Below are 15445 nucleotides of genomic sequence, written 5' to 3' on the forward strand. Positions count from 1 at the left end.
ACACCCGGGCGAGGGTCATCGGAAAGAGTTTCGTATGCCCAAGCATCCCAGTCCGAAGCGGGTCTCGCGCTATCGCGGACGCCGCCACCGCGCCTACAAGTTCGAGGTGCGCTCTGCCTTCGTGTCGCGCGAGCGGCTGCACGACGCTCTCTGCGTCTCCGGCACGGTCGAGGAGCACCTGTTCGTCGGCCACTACCGCGACGACACCGAGCGGCATGTGCAGGGCTACCTGCGCACGGCGCGCGGCTCGAAGCTTACCGAGCGCGAGGCTGTAGCCCGCATTGCCTCCGGTGGCATCCCTCCCGAGCTGATCCGCGTGGTGCCCTTGGCGGGGCGCAATGCGGTGGAGGCGTTCGCCCACTACCTGACGCACGTCGACGAGATGCTGCAAGCCCGGTACCACCGCGAGGAGTTTTTCGCGAGCGATCCCGAGGGCATCTGGGCACGTGTCGATGCCTGGCTCGGGCGCAAGGCGCGTGCCGACGAGAAGAGCGACACCGAGGCGCTGGTCGAGCGTCTGCGCCAGCGCCTCATGGACGGCGAGATTGCGCTCCACGACGTCCAGCTCGACTACCCGAAGCTGTGGGCTGCCTATCGGGGCAGGTTCAACGGCCTCGAGAACGTGCGCGAGAATGCCCGCAAGCTGCGCGAGGAGGCCGAGGAGCTGCGCGAGTATCAGCGCCGGGAGCAGACGCGAAAGGCTGCCGCTGACGAGCCCGCTGTGCCCGCCCTGCCTGTCGATGACGCGGCCCGCAAGCAGCGCGCCCGTGAGCGTCGCGAGGCCGAGGATCGTGCGCTGGCGGAGTCCGCTGAGCGGCGCGCTCGCGAAGATCGTGAGCGCGAAGAGCGCGACCGCGAGCACGACGCCCAGATCGCTGAGCGCGTGCGTCAGCACGACCGCCGCGAGGAGCTGCGAAAGCTGATGGACGCCCGCGAGGTCGAGCTGCGCGCGCAGGCCGAGCGCGACGGGCTCGACGCCGAAGCGCTCGAAGACCTGCTGCTTGATGACGAGACCTTGAACGAGTACGACGCCGAGCTGAATGCTCTCGTTCCCATGTAGACCCGAGCTGCCCAGGACGTGGCGGCTGCGAGTGCCCGACCGGGTGCGAGCTGACGACAATGACGAAGGAAGTAGACCGATGAGCGAGATCGATTACGCGGCGCTGGACGCCGCTGACCGTGACCAGACGCCGAAGAGTTCGCCGAGGGTGCGGGCTGCGGTGAAGAGCACCGCTGAGCGCGTCGAGGAGGCTGCGGCTGCGCTGGCGAGGCTTGAGGCGCAGCTCGCCGAGGAGCGCGAGCTTGCCGTGCTGCGCGCCGCCTACGCGGTGCAGCGCGGTGCCGAGGCCAAGAAGTCGATGAAGCGCACGGCGCTGATCGACGCGTTGGCCGTGTCGTTCGGGATCGCGTGAGCCGATGCCGAACGCCGGGGTTGGGGTCAAGGGGTGGGGCGTAGCCCCGGCCCCTTGCCAGCCGTATTTGTGGGAGGTGAGCGTAGCGAAACCGACCACAAATGCGTTGCTGGCCGGGTCACGGGCGCCTCACTCTGCCAGCAACACCAGCGGTGAGGTGCCCGTGACCGCACGGAGTGCGCCAACGACGAGCAAGGAGACGAGACGATGAACGACAGTGAAGAGACGAAGACGACGCGCGAGGCGTTGGTGCACGACGTGCACCTGCGCCTCACGGAAGATGACATGCGCCTGGTGCGCGGTGTCGCCGAGGCGCTGGGCGTGACGCAGAGCAAGGCGCATCGGCTGATGCTGCGGCGCCATGACGGCGGTTCGGCAGCGGTCGCGGCTGCCCCGGTGCTCGACGATGTGAGCGACGCGCTTGAGCGGTTCGCACGAGCGCACGAGCTGCACGCGGTCGCGCTCGACCGGGTGGGAGCGAACCTCAACCAGATCGCGCGGCACCTCAACTCTGGGGAGAGTGCACACGATGGAGAGGTGATCGCTGTGCTCAATCAGACGCGGCATGTGCTGCGCGATACGAGGTTCTACCTGCGCCGCGACCCGGAGAAGATGCTCCGGTGGCTCGGCCTCCATGAGCTGATGATCGAGAGCGAGGCTGCCTGATGGCGTCGAGTGCGATGAGCCCGACCACGAGCACGGGTCGCGGCTGCAACTACATGGTGCGCGGCACCGCGCACGACGGTTCGGGCGAGCCCCGCGCCGTCTACGTCGGCGGCGTCGACGGCATCATCCCGGCGGTCGCGCCGGGGCAGTTCGCGGCGATCCGCCGCCGGTTCGGGAAGGAGGGCGCCAAGCGCCAGGGCATCATGGGCTACATCTCGTTCAGCCGCGAGGAGCTTGACCCCGACGACCCCGACGCGGGCATCAAGGCGCTACGCATCGGGCAGCGCCTTGTCGGCAAGCAGTACCCCGGTCACCCTGCCCTGCTCGCAGTGCAGCGCGACGGGGTGGGCGGCCTGTGGCACGTGCACTTCCTCGTGTCGGCGGTCAGCGACCGCGACGCGGTGCACGTCTACCGGCGCAAGCCCCGCAAGGGCGAGCAGCCTGAGCCCGACGGCCTCATCGAGCAGCAGGATGCCCACGCCGCCGGGCGTGCGGTCAGCTCCGCCATGACGAACGCGTGGCGGTTGCAGCACACGGTAGACAGCGTGCTCGCCGACGAGGAGTTCATGCAGTCCATCGGACTCGACGCTTATGACAACGAAGCGCTGATGGAAGAGCACCGCGTCGGCATGGCTGACCGCGCGACCGCTGCCGAGCTTGAGGATCAGCACGCGGGCAACGACTGGCGCGCGCATCTGCGGGCGGTGGTCGCCGACGCGCAGGCCGAGGCGACGAGTCTGGACGAATACCGCGATCTGCTCAGTGCTCGCGGCATCGAGCTGAAGACTCGCAGGAGCAAGACGGGCACCGACTTCGGCGATGGAGTGCCGGTGAACTTCAGCTACCGGCTCACCGACGCGCTCGGCAAGCAGCGCAACGCTCGCGCCGGTGGACGTGACGGCATCGGCAACGATCTGGGGTCGGCGGCAACGCTCGCCCGTATCGAGGAGAACATCGCGCAGCAGCAGCAGCAGCCGCTGTCTCTGCCCGCACCGACTCCCGCACCGCAGCAGGCTGCACCGTCGTTCAGCAGCGGGCTCGCAGGGCTACGCCGCAAGCGCGACGAAGAGGAGCACGAGGCGCAGCCGGTAGAGCGGGTGGCGGCCTCTGAGAGTCCTTCTGAGGCTGTGGAAGCACCCGAGTTGAGCACGGCCCCGCCGAAGGCAACCAAGGCCGTCAGTGGGCCGCCTGTGAAGCCTCGGCGCAGGCCCGTTCCGTTCGTGGTCGAGACTGACCGCGAGCGGCTGGCTAGGGAGATGCGTGAGGAACGGCAGCAGCCTCGCCCGCAGACTCCGGCTGAGCAGTACGGCTTCGGCGAGTGACGACCCTTCTATGGGCAACGGTGCGCAGCACCGGCGGCAGCCCTGACCATACGCAGGATGCCCCCGCAGTCGTGACGGCGACGGGGGCATCCGGACGGGCGTTGTGCTGGCTACCGCTTGTTGGCGTCCAGCTCGGCCTTGGCCTGGTCGGGTGCGTCTTGAATCAAGCTGAAGAAGTCGTCGACGCTGAGCGAGTAGTTGCGCTCAATGTAGGCGGCGAACTCGTCCACCGTCATGCCGTTGTTGGCGAAGATTGCTTCCGTACCGGAGTAGTCGCCCGCCTCACCGGCTGCGACCAGCGCGGCGACGAGCTTGTCGAACGCGGGCTTGAGCTTGGCGTCTGCGTTGGCCTGCTCGGACTGGGCGGCCTCGTTCTCGGCCTTCTGCTCGGCGTCGGCCTGGCATTCCTGCTCTTGCTCAGCGAGGATCGCGTCACCCGCGTCGGTGCCCGCCTTGGAGTAAGTGCCGCCGCTCATGGTGATGACCGATCCGTCTTCGGACTCGGTGAACGGGTCGGTGTTGCTATATCGGCCCTCCTGTGTCCAGGCTACGGTCGTGCGGGTCTTGTCGAGCGTGCCGACGCTGGTGTCGGAGTCGTCCATGTCGGTCTGACCGACGTTGTCGCAGCCGAAGTCGCCCCAGGTCGCGGTGTCGCCGTCAACGGTGATGATCGCCGGGTCGCTGCCCTTGCCGGTCTGGCCGTAGTAGGTGCCGGAGGCGGCGGTGCCGCTGCTCCCGGCGCAGCCGGTGAAGGCAAGCATCACTCCTGCGGCGAGCAGTGCGGATACGGTCTTCATCGTCTTGGTCTTGGTCTTGGTCTTGGTCTTGGTCATCGGGTCTTTCGTCTCCTGTCGTTGGGTGTCTGGTCGCCGACAGGTTGGGCCGTTCGGGGCTCGGATCATCCGTCGCTGGCGAGGCGTTCGGGCGGTTGTTCCCAGCGCTGTCTCGACGTGCTGTTTCTGCTCGTCTACCAATCAATCATAGGGGCACGTGTACGTTCCTGCACGTATCACAGCATGGAACGCGAGCGTGCTAGCAGTCAGCCTTGTAAAGATGCAGCAGGATTCACTCAAGACGAAGATCGGTACGGCGCTGAGAGCCCAGCGAAAGCGCTGGGGTCTCTCACAAGAGCGGCTGGCGCAGCGGGTCGGCCTTACGACCCGATACATCGCCGGGCTGGAGAGGTCAGAGTTCAACGTCACGGTCGACACGCTCGACGAGCTGGCTAGGATCCTCGGTGTCGACCCGGTCGCGCTGTTGAACGGCGAGCTGCGGGACGAGTTGCCCGAGCAGCGGGACGCACCGGCGGACGCGAACCCGGTGAAGCGGCGGAGCGCGAAGGGTGCTGATCGCTCGTGAACGCCGGGTACCAGGGCGCGCCGCGCCCACGTGTTCTTGCCGTCGGCCTGACCGATGCCGAGATCGAGGAGATTCGGCCGCTCGCGGGGAGCCTCGTAGTCACTGACGCGTTGAGGAGCGTGCATCCGGAAGAGCATGATGTACTGATCCAGACAGAGGCCGACTTCGCTGACTTCGCGGGCCACTTTCCAAGACGCATCGTCTTCTCCGAGCCCCCTGCGCAGCGAGATGAGAGCGGTCGGCTAATAGTCGGCTCGATCAAGACGGACCGGAGCGTCACGAGGAGGGTTACGCGTATCGCTCCTGCCCGTGACTTCGCTGTGCAGCCTGAAGCGCAGGAAATGGGCGTCGAATCCCTGGTTCGCCGAAGCTGCATGCCGACGCCAGGTGAGCACTACGCGGGATTCAAGACGCCCGTGAAGCCCTTTCGGTCGGAGATGATCTTCCTCCGGGAACTCCTGAACGATTCGTTGGCTATCGCGGGGTTCCTTGAATATGATTCTGAGTTCCCTCTGGAGGATAGCTGGTACAGCTATGATTCGGCGCTCTGGCTGCCTGACATCGCACGGTCGCATCTGGGCGAGTGGACACGATTCGCCTTCTCCCGCTGGCGCGAGGCGGATCCCGATGCGTTCCCCGAGAACGCCGAGTGGAAAGCTGCCGACCTCTGGGCTTCGCCCGAGGAGAGCGCTGCACGCCTCACGCTCCGCGAGTTCGATGAAGCGGAGGCCCGTCGCCGCGAGGCTGCGGAGCGAGAGCGTGCCGAGCTGGCCGCAGCGGTCGATGCGGCAGGCGAGAAGGGCGCGCATTGGCGCTCGATTCTGACCGACACCGGCGACGAGCTCGTCGCGTCGGTCAAGGGGGTGTTCGACGGCTTCGGGTTCGAGGTCGTGGACTCCGACGCCCTGCCCCAGAACAAGGGCAAGAAGCGCGAAGACCTGCGCGTCTCCGATGGGGATTGGATCGCCCTCGTCGAGGTGAAGGGCTACGGCGGCGGCGCGAAGTCGAATGACCTCCAGCAGGTGACCGGCGCGAGCACGGCGTTCGCTGCGTCGGAGGGTCGAGCCCCTGACTCACTCTGGTACGTCGTCAACGCGTTCAGGGAAGACGACCCCGGTCAGAGGAGCGTCGCCCTCGTGAGCCGTGACGACGACCTCACGTCGTTCGCTGAGAACCACAACGGCTGCCTGATCGACACCCGTGAGCTGTTCCGGCTGCGCCAGCTGGTCTGCGCAGGTCAGCTCAGCACCGACGAGGCTAGGGCTGAACTGAAGGCGGCGTCGGCGCGGTACACGAGCCCGTCAGGTGTGAAGGCGTGAGAGCAGAGAACCCGAGGTTTCATGCCTCGAGGTCGAAGGCTGTATGCACGGTCTCGGGTACCAGTGCCGGAGCGGCAAAAATGCAGCAGCGGGAACGTGGCGGGTTGCATTATGGATAGACATCCAACGCGGGTGAGACCAGCGGCGAGGTCGCACCGAGAGCAGTGCGCGATGCCGCTATCGCTTCACGAATGGCGTCAGCTGTGACCTCCGCCTCGCGCATGAGCTCAACGATCGCCGAATAGTTCCGCCAATGCCGGCTCCACAATTCGCTATCGACAATGCTCTCGAAATCAATGCGCGTAGGGGATCCCCATCGTTCAAAGTCTTCGAGGCGCGCTGCCCGTATATCTAGGTCAGCAACGCCGCGGGTGCGCGGCGACAGGCGCGCTGCGCTGTGCAACCACGCTCGCCATTCCTTGTTGCCTTTGCTCTGATTACATTTGCCACAGGCAGGAACCAAGTTTTGAATCTCAGAGATGTAACCCGTGGGCTTCTTGCCAACCACGAGCGGACGAAAGTGGTCCCACTCGGTTGATGCTCCTCCGCAATATGCGCACACGACGTCATCCATACCGAGTACGCGCAAAGCCTCCTCGATCTCGGCCTCCGTCGGCCAGATGACCGGGATGATCCCATTCACAAATGAGTTTGTGATGCTCGACGTGCGCCCTGTTATGCGGACGGGCTTCGGCATGGCGAAACGTAGGTGCGTTGGCATACACCGACGGTAGCGCAGATGGACGTACGTAACAGTCACCAGCTACGTGACAGGCTTCCGGGGTTATTCGTGCGACGGTCAGTACGTTAAACCGGAACTCCACCGGTTTACGTTGTGATTAGCGGTGTGGAAATGAGGGCGAACAAGCATGCATGCGGAGCGCCGTAGCGACAAATCCACGCTCACGATGCTGAAAGCTCCGTTGTGTCCCGAGCGCTCCGCAGTCCTGCAGATGCAACATAACGATGACTCTTTACGAATGCGCTCCCCCGCCCTGTTCTGCTGTGCGCAATAGGTGCAGGTAGCGTGAGGGTTGAGGGATCGCCGGGCGTGCTGAGGAGAAAGACCTGGTAGGTGCTTGCGCCATAACCATTCGCTTGCCCCGCTTTGATCACTCCTGACAGCAACCGCTCATCGGCATCGAGAGACTTCGACAGCCGCTTAGCATTGGCGGAGTTCCAATCAACGGCATCGAACCAGCGGCGCACGCTTGGAACTAATGGCTTGATCTCGCTGTCTACATAGAACGCTAGGTACTGCGTGAGCCGGACCGACTTCCCAGCCGGAAGCACATACGCGTTCTTCCCAAGTTGCTTGTAAAACTCCCACGCGTCGCTACCGCGCACAACAAGGGTGTCTCGCCCTATCGGCACAGGCCTTGAGTCAGCCACCGACTGTGCCCTGTCGAGCGAACGTAACCAGACTTCAGCCTTCGGATCGATCCATCCGGCAAGACGAAAGAGTTTCTGTACTTCGACCGAGATGTCGTTGTCGAGCAAGCTGCCATGGTGCGCTACCCGATTCCGCAGCTGGTTGACCGACTGCAAATACTCAGCGAGCACGCTTCGATCCGCACGAGCGTAACGAAATACGTGCTTTAGCGAGTGACGCCACAGCTCTTCCTGCGCCGTGGAAAACATCGTGGCCCAGAACCCGAAAGTCAGCCCTGAGTAGACCCGCCCAGCCGTCGTGTTTTTCTTCTGTTTTTTCAACCGAGACGTAACCTCAAGAATATTCTGGTGTCCGTCTAGCCACGGAGAACCTGGTGGCAACATGGGATTCGTTCCAGCACGTTCAACCTCCCGCACGATCGCGTTCCGCAATAGCACCTCAAAATGCGCAATGAGTTCGAAGAGTGCACTTGAAGCACATGCGTTCCATTCATAGAGACGGCTCGCAAGTTCGGAGTCGCCTGAAGCCGCCTCGAGGTACTCGGCAAAGCGTTCAGGAGAAACCCAAGCCGTATCGATGATTGCGCTCACGATCTCATGCTATCCTGGGTGCAGCCCCGGCTCGGCCTCTATCGGCATCCGCAAGGATTCGCGCGACATGCCCCCGGGGCTTTGCTCTTCTCGTCAGCGGTTAAATCCCTCGAGAAACTAGACGTTGAAGCGGAGCGCCATCGCGTACCACTTCCGCAAGGCTTCAGGCGAGTGCCAAAGACTTGAGATGCGAGCGAAAGGGTGTACGCACACCGGGTCTGACCGAAGCCCGAGCAGTCGACCGGGCAAGCAGTTCCCCTGGTCTGCCAACGGTCTGCGCACGCGCACGCACGCGAGTTAGTCGCGAGCCCGCCGCAGTCATGTACCAAAGTGCGTACACCCTTTCGCTTCTTGCGCTCCAAAAGGGTGTACGCGCTCTCGGCAGCGCCGCGACCTCGTTCTGCCGCGTGATTCCGACACTTCTGACCGCTGATCCGCCGCCGAACCTGCGTACACCCTTTTGCGTTACCCAGTAGCAAAAGGATGTACGCACGCTGGGGCAGCCCTGCGGCCTGTTCTGCCGTGTGATTCTGCGGTTCTCCGCCGCCGAACCGCCCCGATTCCTGCGTACACCCTTTTGCGGAGCCCTCGACACCCGTCTGGCGCAGCACCGGCGACATGACGGTGCCCTGCGCCCGCGAGGCGGGGGCAGGGCACATGTCACAGACCCGCGCCGGGCCCGCGCCAACCGATCAGCTCGCGCGCTGCTGGGCCATGCGGCGGGCCAGCTCGTCGTCGCGGTTCCCGCTCGCCTGGTAGCGCATCGCCGCCTTCACGGAGGAGTGCCCAAGGCGATCCATCGTCTCCTTCAGGGTCGCGCCGGTCTGAGCGTAGCGGGTGCCCGCGAAGTGCCGGAGCCCGTGGAACGGCAGGTCGGGCCGTCCGGCGGCGACGACGGCCTTGTGCCAGTGCCGCCAGAACGAGGTCTGCGGCAGCCAGCCGCTGCCGTCGTGGTTGGTGGTCAGCAGGGCATTGCCGATCTTCCCACGGGCCTGCGCGGCGATGATGCGAGCATCGTCGCCGTAGACAACGACGTTGCGCACGCCTGCGAGGGTCTTGACCTCGCCGACGTCGCGCCCGTTCTTCTTCGTGAGCACGACCTGCCGGGAGACGCTGATGCGCACGCAATCGACCTCACCGGCCTCGTCGCGCTCGACCACGACATCCTTCGCCCGCAGTTCGGTGTTCTCGCCCCAGCGCAGCCCGGCACCGCAAGCGAGCACGACCAGCGCCTTGTAGCGCTTGTCGATGCTCGACAGGATCACGTCCAGCTCGGCATCGGTCGGCGGTTCCACCTTCTTACCGGTAGATGCCGTCGAGCCGCCCCGGATCTGGCAGGGGTTCTTCTCGATGATGCCGTCGTCCACGGCGGTCTTCAGCACCGACTTCATAAGGTCGTACGCGCGGGAGGTCTGGGAGATACGTCCCGTCTCGAACTGGGCCGCACGCCACTCACGCACCATTTCGGGCGTGATCTCGCCGAGCTTGCGCCCGACCATATCGGCGAGCGGTCCGCCCTTGCCCGGCGTGTCCTTCTTGGTGGCCACGCCCGCCGGGCGCAGGTATCCCTCGTAGTTCTCAACGGTGCGGGGCCGCAGCGGCTCGCCGCGCGAGTTCGTGCGCGTCTCGATCCACTTCGCCGCGTACTCGCCCAGCGTCACCTCGCGGCGGGCGGCCTCTGCCGCCGCCTGCTCGGCCTGCGCCGCGCGCGCTGCCGGGGGCTGCCAGGTCTCCTTGGCGATCTCGGCCTGACGTTCCGCCAGCCAGTGGCGGGCCTCGGTGATCGCGGCGAACGTCGCGGGGGCCCAGTGCAGTTCGCCGTCGGGGCCGACGTACCCGGCGGTGTACCTGCCGTTGCTGCGCTTCCTGACGCGCCCGAACTTCTCGCGCTGCTTGCGCTTCTTCTCAGCCATCGTGCTCTCCCGGTCAATATCTTCTGCCCGAATGTGACCTTTTCGGCCCCATTCTGACCTGATGGTCTTGGGCTGTATCCCTTGTTAATAAAGGGATCGGGAGTGAAACTGAGGTGCTCCTAGTCTATCGCAATAACTATTCGATCCCAGTATCGCGCACAGAAGAAAAGCCCCGGTTCCCCCGGGGCTTTTTGCATTCCGTGACCTCGCGAGAATCGCGAACGCGATGCCACGCACACTTCGGCCCCCGAGCGCTCACGCATTCGGAGGCCGAAATTGCGTCAGTGCCGCGAAAAACTACTCGTTACCGATCGCGCCGTCGATGTTGTCGCGAACTTCGGTGATCTTGTCGCTGAACTTGCCGCCGGTGATCTTGTCGGCGAAACCGGCGACGCCGTCGAGCACCTTGTCGCTGATTTCCTCGGCCTGATCACTCTTTAGCGCATCCTGCAGCTTCTCAGCATTCTCGTTCACCACTTCACCGGCCTTGCCGGCGAGGTCGGAGGCCTTCTTGCTCAGATCTTCGATGCCCATTCGTTCGTCCTTTTCGTCAGCGCACCGGCCGGTCGCGGCGCATCTCCACTCATTATGACTGCATGGCATCTTCTGAGGGAAGAGCCATATGTCAAGGCACTCCAACGCTTCGACATACGCTGGAACAATGCGAGCCTCCGACCCCACCCCCATGGCGGTGCGCCAGGCCTACGACCAGCGCGCCGTCGAATACGCGGAACACTTTGCCGACGTCGCTGCCGCGCACCCCGACGACCGCGCGCGTATTCGCGCTTGGGCTCACGCCCGTTCCGGGCCCGTGCTCGACGCCGGCTGCGGCCCCGGGCACTGGACCGAGGAGCTGCGGCAGCACCGAGTCGATGCAGAAGGCATCGATCACTCCCCCGAGTTCCTGGCCATCGCCGCAAGCCGATTCCCCGACGCTCGATTCCGCCAGGCTTCCCTCGAGCAGACCGGGTGTGCCGATACAAGCCTGGACGGTGTCCTCGCGTGGTACTCGGTCATACACACCTGCCCCGAAGAGCTTGCTGCGGTGCTCGCGGAGTTCCGCCGCGTGCTGCGCCCAGGCGGGAGCTTGCTCGTCGGCCTGTTCGCCTGGTCGCATCTCGAACCCTTCGAGCACGCCGTTGTCCGGGCGTATCGCTGGCCTCCCAGTCAGTTCTCTTGCGTGCTGCATGAAGCAGGCTTCAGCGTGCTCTCGGTCATCGAACGCCACGAACCGGGCACCCGCCCCCAGTGCATCATCGAGGCCCGCCGCTCTCCCGACGTCGCCTCCGAAACCGGAAGCGGCATCTCGCGCAAGTGATTGCACCGTGCAGCAGCTCCGCGCAGACTGGTGGCACGCTCACCGCTGAGAACGGAGACCCGCATGAGCCCGATCGCGACGTTGCACAGTTTCGTATTCGACTGCCCCGAACCTGCCGCTCTGGCAGAGTTCTATCAGCGCATCTTCGGGGGCACGGTGGTGGCCGACGGCGACGACTGGGTCGACCTCAAGATCGATGGGCTCTCCACGACACTCGCGTTCCAGGAGTCCCCCGGTTACATACCGCCGGATTGGCCAGGCGACGACGGCGCGCAACAGGCGCACCTCGACATTCGGGTCGACAACCTCGATGAAGCGCACCGCGCACTCCTCGAAATTGGAGCACGCTTCGCGGCAGACAACGACACGTTCCGCGTGTACCGCGATCCAGTCGGTCACCTGTTCTGCACGGTGCGCGGCTGAGCCGCGAGCGTCCACCAAGTGGGCTGATGCCCGGAACAGAGCATGAAAGTACGGAGCATCAACCGCTCCGGGTCACCCACGGATCCCGTGTTCGCGCACGACTGCGGCGACCGCATCAACGAAGCGGCTCCGGTCAAGCACGTGACCTTCGCGGCGCATCCCATCGTTCGTGATACGGAGTACGCGTTCGGGCGAGAGGAAGCTCTCGCGCCCCTGACTGTCCCAGCCCCCGGTGCCGACTGAAACGAAGCCACGGTGCTGCTTCGTGCTCAGGTAGCACCCCGCGGTGGTCTCGTTGTCGATGCGAGCAATGATGAGCACCGGTCGATCTTTGCCACGACCATCGTTCTCGACGTAGGGCACCCAGGTCCAAACGACTTCCCCGGGGTCAGGATCGCCGTCAGGGTTCGGCTCGTAGCTCGGCCGCAAGAGACGCGTCTCCGACGCGGTGAGCTCGCGCGTTGCCGTTTGGCCATCGCGCCCCGGACTCAGACGCTCGTCGTGCGAGGCCGTCGCAGTTGCCGGTCGGTTGCGGCGATCCTGTGCAGATGGTTTCGGACCTGAGCCCGAACGCTGATCGGAATTCTGCCGGCCCGAAGACTTGAGAAACGCCGTCAGAAACGAACGACCGAATTCACCGAGCGCTCGCGCCCACCCTCTGTTCGACGGGGTCCCGTTCATATCGTCTCCTGATTCGACGGTGCGGCTGGCGCTACTGAGAAACTTCGCTGGCCGTCAGTGCGTTCAAGCGCGACATGCAGCGCAGGTACTTCTTGCGATACCCGCCGTCGAGCATGCCGCCGCCAAAAATCGTCGTGAGCTGCGCGCCGGTCGCGCGTATGGGAATCTGCGCGTCGTACACACGGTCGATGAACGCGACGAATCTGAGTGCCGATGACTGATCGGTGAGCTCATGCACATTCCGCAGGCCGATGCACTGCACGCCCGACAGCAGCCCGCTGTAGCTCGACGGGTGCACAGTGGCCAAATGCTCGATCAATTCGGAGAAATCGTCGTCGGTCATACGCTCGTGCGCAGAGGCCACATCCGCCAACACGAAGCGATACTCGTCATCAGTCAATGCGATGGCGTCGCTCTCGAGGTCGCGCTGACGGTAATCGACGCCGTCGATGCGAATCGTCACGAAGCGATCGGACATCGCTTGAATCTCGCGCATAAAGTCGGCAGCTGCGAACCGCCCCTCGCCGAGCGCGTTGGGCGGCGTGTTCGAGGTGGCGACGAACTTGGTGCCGGTCGCGGTGAGGTCACCGATGAGACGCGTCATGAGCATGGTGTCGCCTGGATCGTCGAGTTCGAACTCATCGATGCAGATCAGCCGGGCTCCCTGCAGCACACCGACGGCGCCGCTGTAGCCCAGCGCACCGACCAGCGCGGTGTATTCGATGAAGGTGCCGAAGTACTTGCGACCGGCCGTGGCGTGCCACGTGGCCGCGAGCAGGTGGGTCTTACCGACGCCGAAACCGCCATCGAGGTAGATGCCCGGCTTCGTCGGCGCAGGAGCGGCTGAGTCAGCCGACTTCTTCTTTCCGAATCCGAAGAACCCTCCGCGAGACACCGTCGGTGCGGGTGCGGCGAACGCGCGCAGCAGCTCGCGGGCTTCGTCCTGGGAGGGGTATTCGGGATCCGGCCGGTACGAATCGAAAGAGGCGCGATCGAACTGGGGCGGAGGCACCAGGGTCGCGACGAGTTCGGTACCGGAGATCGTGGGTCGCCGGTCGACGAGCCGGGCGGCGTTGTGCTGGGTGTCTGAGACCATCGGAGCCAGTGTACCCGCGTGACCGTGCTTATCCGCGCCAGGGAGGATGCGGCAGCGCGCGTGCGAAGACGCGCGTCGTACGCTCCCACCCTTCCTGGTCTATATTCCACAGTTTCACGTGCTCCGCTCGCTGCACCAGGCGCAAGTGCACCAAATCCGGTCGCAGATCGGCAAGACGCTCCGCGCCATCAGACGGAACGAACGTGTCACCGCGGCTTGCATGTATCAGCACCGGAATGCGGAGATCGCGGGCGAAAGTTTCGGGGCGCAATTGCGCGATCGGGAGCCCACCGTTCTCTCCAGCGCCGACCCACCCGCGCGAGAGCATGCCCACACCGATACCGGCAATTACCTCAGGTACCGAGGCGGCCGCAGCGTGATAGCGGAGGAGCGCGTTCCAATCGACGGCTGGCGAGTCGAGAATCAGACCATCGATGACGCCGCGGTGCGGACCACGTGTGGCCGCGACCATGCAGGCGGTACCCCCCATCGACCAGCCGACCAGGGTCACGCGTTCCGCCCCGCGACGCACGGCCTCCGCGACGGCGGCATCGACGTCGCGGCTCTCGGAGAGGCCGACTCCGTACCGACCGCGCAAGCCCTGTGGCGCACCGGGATCATTCCGATAACTGATGATCAGATTCGTGACCCCGCTCTGCGCGAGCGCAGTCACGCCGCGCAGCGTCTCCCCCGGCAGTGCTCCACGGCCGTGCACGTGAATCGCCCACCGACGCTTTCGGGGCCAGCGCGGGTGCACGATCCAGGCATCGGCATCGCCGAGTTCCGTTGCATAGGTGATGCGCTCGGTGCGCAATCCGAGTTCTTCGGGTTCCGAGTACCACCAGCCCGTGATGCGCCCCAGCACGCCCGGCAGCAATTCACCCCGATCGACGGCGATGAGATCGCGCACGACGTCACCTCCGAGATGCGCCACGACCTCGCCGACGCGCGCGTGACCCGCCACGCCCTGGAACAGGTACGAGTATCGCCCCGGCAGATCTGCATCAGTTCCGCGAAGCCGCACCGTGGGCACGCCCCCTTGCGGGCGAGCCGTGCCATCGAGCCCCGCAGCATCGACCGAGACGACTTCGACTGGCGACTCGGGGACGGCAGCCGGCGTCACGGCGCGTCGCGCAAGGGCGACGCCACCGAGTACGGCGCCCGCTGCTCCGGCGAGCATCGTTCCCGCGAGCGCGCCCAGCACCCCGCGCCCGACCGCCCGGCCCCGTCGCGACTCAGAATCCACCATGGTGACGGCCTCCTCCTTCGCTTCGTCGATCCCGGCGTGGCATCCACCCGAAGTTCACAGCAAACTCTAGTGTCACCAGTGTGATGGCACGCATCGGTGGCGCCCCCGTCGACTTCGACATGGCTGCAGAGCAGCTCCGTTCCGCGCGCTTGCGCGGCGAACTGGTCTCCCAGGAAATCGCGGCACCCGAGCGCATCGCGCCGCATTCGATCGCGCTCGCCGCAGGCGTATCCCGCGCGTCGCAGCACGACCCTGCATCGAGTACGGCCACCGATTCTCCCTATGGAGCCGGGCGCATCGTGCTCATGCACGACCCCGACGCTTTCGACGAGTGGGGCGGCCAATTCCGCATTGTGTGCTTCGCCCAGGCGCCGCTCGAACTGGAGATCGGTGTCGACCCATTTATCTCAGATGTCGCCTGGTCCTGGCTCGTCGATGCGCTGGACTCGCGCGGCGCCCAGTACACCTACCTTTCTGCCACCGCCACGAAGACGCTCTCGAGCAGTTACGGCGCCCTGGAGGCGCGTGGAGAATCCGCCCAGATCGAACTGCGCGCGTCGTGGACGCCGATCGGCAACGACTTCGGGGTTCACGCCCAGGCATGGTCGGAGCTCTTGTGCCTCTTAGCCGGACTCCCACACGCGGAGGGCATAGACTCCATCGCGGCGCGACGCTCGCGCCAAGCCGCGGAAGGGGCATAACGC

General features: G+C 65.2%; 17 protein-coding genes. 9 read left to right on the forward strand and 8 right to left on the reverse strand.

Annotation, left to right across the window (positions count from 1 at the left end; genetic code table 11):
• Positions 1 to 34 precede the first annotated feature (34 nt).
• The 4 genes from CH42_RS10210 to CH42_RS10225 all read left to right on the forward strand — a co-directional run bounded on the left by CH42_RS10210 (position 35) and on the right by CH42_RS10225 (position 3400).
• Positions 35 to 1060, forward strand: a complete 1026-nt coding sequence (locus CH42_RS10210; RefSeq protein ID WP_053353075.1) for a hypothetical protein — start codon at positions 35 to 37, stop codon at positions 1058 to 1060.
• Between the two features lie 79 nt (positions 1061 to 1139).
• Complete coding sequence (locus tag CH42_RS10215) at positions 1140 to 1412, forward strand: hypothetical protein (protein WP_053353076.1); 273 nt, start codon at positions 1140 to 1142, stop codon at positions 1410 to 1412.
• A 207-nt stretch (positions 1413 to 1619) separates the two neighbouring features.
• Positions 1620 to 2078 (forward strand): plasmid mobilization relaxosome protein MobC, encoded by a 459-nt coding sequence (mobC, locus tag CH42_RS10220; RefSeq protein WP_053353077.1) that lies wholly within the window; start codon positions 1620 to 1622, stop codon positions 2076 to 2078.
• A 14-nt stretch (positions 2079 to 2092) separates the two neighbouring features.
• Positions 2093 to 3400: a relaxase/mobilization nuclease domain-containing protein gene (locus CH42_RS10225; protein ID WP_162231085.1), complete on the forward strand. Its 1308-nt coding sequence runs from the start codon at positions 2093 to 2095 to the stop codon at positions 3398 to 3400.
• A gap of 110 nt (positions 3401 to 3510) precedes the next feature.
• Here CH42_RS10225 and CH42_RS10230 read toward each other — a convergent pair whose 3' ends face one another.
• A complete protein-coding gene (locus CH42_RS10230; protein WP_053353079.1) occupies positions 3511 to 4233 on the reverse strand; it encodes a hypothetical protein in 723 nt (240 codons plus the stop codon).
• Positions 4234 to 4390: 157 nt separating this feature from the next.
• Between CH42_RS10230 and CH42_RS10235 the strand changes: the two genes are divergently transcribed.
• Positions 4391 to 4759, forward strand: a complete 369-nt coding sequence (locus CH42_RS10235; protein WP_239684012.1) for a helix-turn-helix domain-containing protein — start codon at positions 4391 to 4393, stop codon at positions 4757 to 4759.
• Between the two features lie 374 nt (positions 4760 to 5133).
• Positions 5134 to 6078, forward strand: a complete 945-nt coding sequence (locus CH42_RS10240; protein ID WP_156322534.1) for a hypothetical protein — start codon at positions 5134 to 5136, stop codon at positions 6076 to 6078.
• Positions 6079 to 6187: 109 nt separating this feature from the next.
• On the opposite strand, the gene CH42_RS16035 is transcribed toward CH42_RS10240, so the two are convergent.
• The 4 genes from CH42_RS16035 to CH42_RS10250 all read right to left on the reverse strand — a co-directional run bounded on the left by CH42_RS16035 (position 6188) and on the right by CH42_RS10250 (position 10508).
• Complete coding sequence (locus CH42_RS16035; RefSeq protein WP_075205336.1) at positions 6188 to 6775, reverse strand: HNH endonuclease; 588 nt, start codon at positions 6773 to 6775, stop codon at positions 6188 to 6190.
• 206 nt (positions 6776 to 6981) lie between these two features.
• On the reverse strand, positions 6982 to 8061 hold the full coding sequence (locus CH42_RS16040) for an Abi family protein (RefSeq protein ID WP_075205337.1): 1080 nt from the start codon (positions 8059 to 8061) through the stop codon (positions 6982 to 6984).
• Between the two features lie 692 nt (positions 8062 to 8753).
• The gene (locus tag CH42_RS10245; protein WP_053353081.1) at positions 8754 to 9974 is read right to left on the reverse strand and encodes a tyrosine-type recombinase/integrase; all 1221 of its coding nucleotides are present in this window, start codon (positions 9972 to 9974) and stop codon (positions 8754 to 8756) included.
• 297 nt (positions 9975 to 10271) lie between these two features.
• Positions 10272 to 10508: an antitoxin gene (locus CH42_RS10250; protein ID WP_053353082.1), complete on the reverse strand. Its 237-nt coding sequence runs from the start codon at positions 10506 to 10508 to the stop codon at positions 10272 to 10274.
• A gap of 127 nt (positions 10509 to 10635) precedes the next feature.
• On the opposite strand from CH42_RS10250, the gene CH42_RS10255 reads away from it, so the two are divergent.
• Together CH42_RS10255 and CH42_RS10260 are read left to right on the forward strand one after the other, a co-directional pair.
• Positions 10636 to 11292 carry a class I SAM-dependent methyltransferase gene (locus CH42_RS10255; RefSeq protein ID WP_082309394.1) on the forward strand — a complete coding sequence of 219 codons (657 nt, stop codon included), beginning with the start codon at positions 10636 to 10638 and terminating at the stop codon, positions 11290 to 11292.
• A gap of 63 nt (positions 11293 to 11355) precedes the next feature.
• Positions 11356 to 11715: a VOC family protein gene (locus tag CH42_RS10260; RefSeq protein ID WP_053353084.1), complete on the forward strand. Its 360-nt coding sequence runs from the start codon at positions 11356 to 11358 to the stop codon at positions 11713 to 11715.
• Positions 11716 to 11787: 72 nt separating this feature from the next.
• Here the strand turns inward: CH42_RS10260 and CH42_RS10265 are convergent, their stop codons facing one another.
• Genes CH42_RS10265 through CH42_RS10275 form a run of 3 tightly spaced genes read right to left on the reverse strand, consistent with a single transcriptional unit; the run spans position 11788 to position 14741 of the window.
• Positions 11788 to 12396 (reverse strand): hypothetical protein, encoded by a 609-nt coding sequence (locus CH42_RS10265; protein WP_239684013.1) that lies wholly within the window; start codon positions 12394 to 12396, stop codon positions 11788 to 11790.
• Positions 12397 to 12427: 31 nt separating this feature from the next.
• Positions 12428 to 13492, reverse strand: coding sequence for a cell division protein ZapE (zapE, locus tag CH42_RS10270; RefSeq protein WP_053353085.1), 1065 nt, complete (start codon positions 13490 to 13492; stop codon positions 12428 to 12430).
• Positions 13493 to 13520: 28 nt separating this feature from the next.
• Complete coding sequence (locus CH42_RS10275) at positions 13521 to 14741, reverse strand: alpha/beta hydrolase family protein (RefSeq protein WP_053353086.1); 1221 nt, start codon at positions 14739 to 14741, stop codon at positions 13521 to 13523.
• A gap of 83 nt (positions 14742 to 14824) precedes the next feature.
• Between CH42_RS10275 and CH42_RS10280 the strand changes: the two genes are divergently transcribed.
• Positions 14825 to 15442, forward strand: a complete 618-nt coding sequence (locus CH42_RS10280) for a DUF3000 domain-containing protein (RefSeq protein ID WP_053353087.1) — start codon at positions 14825 to 14827, stop codon at positions 15440 to 15442.
• The last annotated feature ends 3 nt before the right edge of the window (positions 15443 to 15445 follow it).

Source organism: Leucobacter musarum subsp. musarum (assembly GCF_001273845.1).
GTDB classification, from domain to species: domain Bacteria; phylum Actinomycetota; class Actinomycetes; order Actinomycetales; family Microbacteriaceae; genus Leucobacter; species Leucobacter musarum.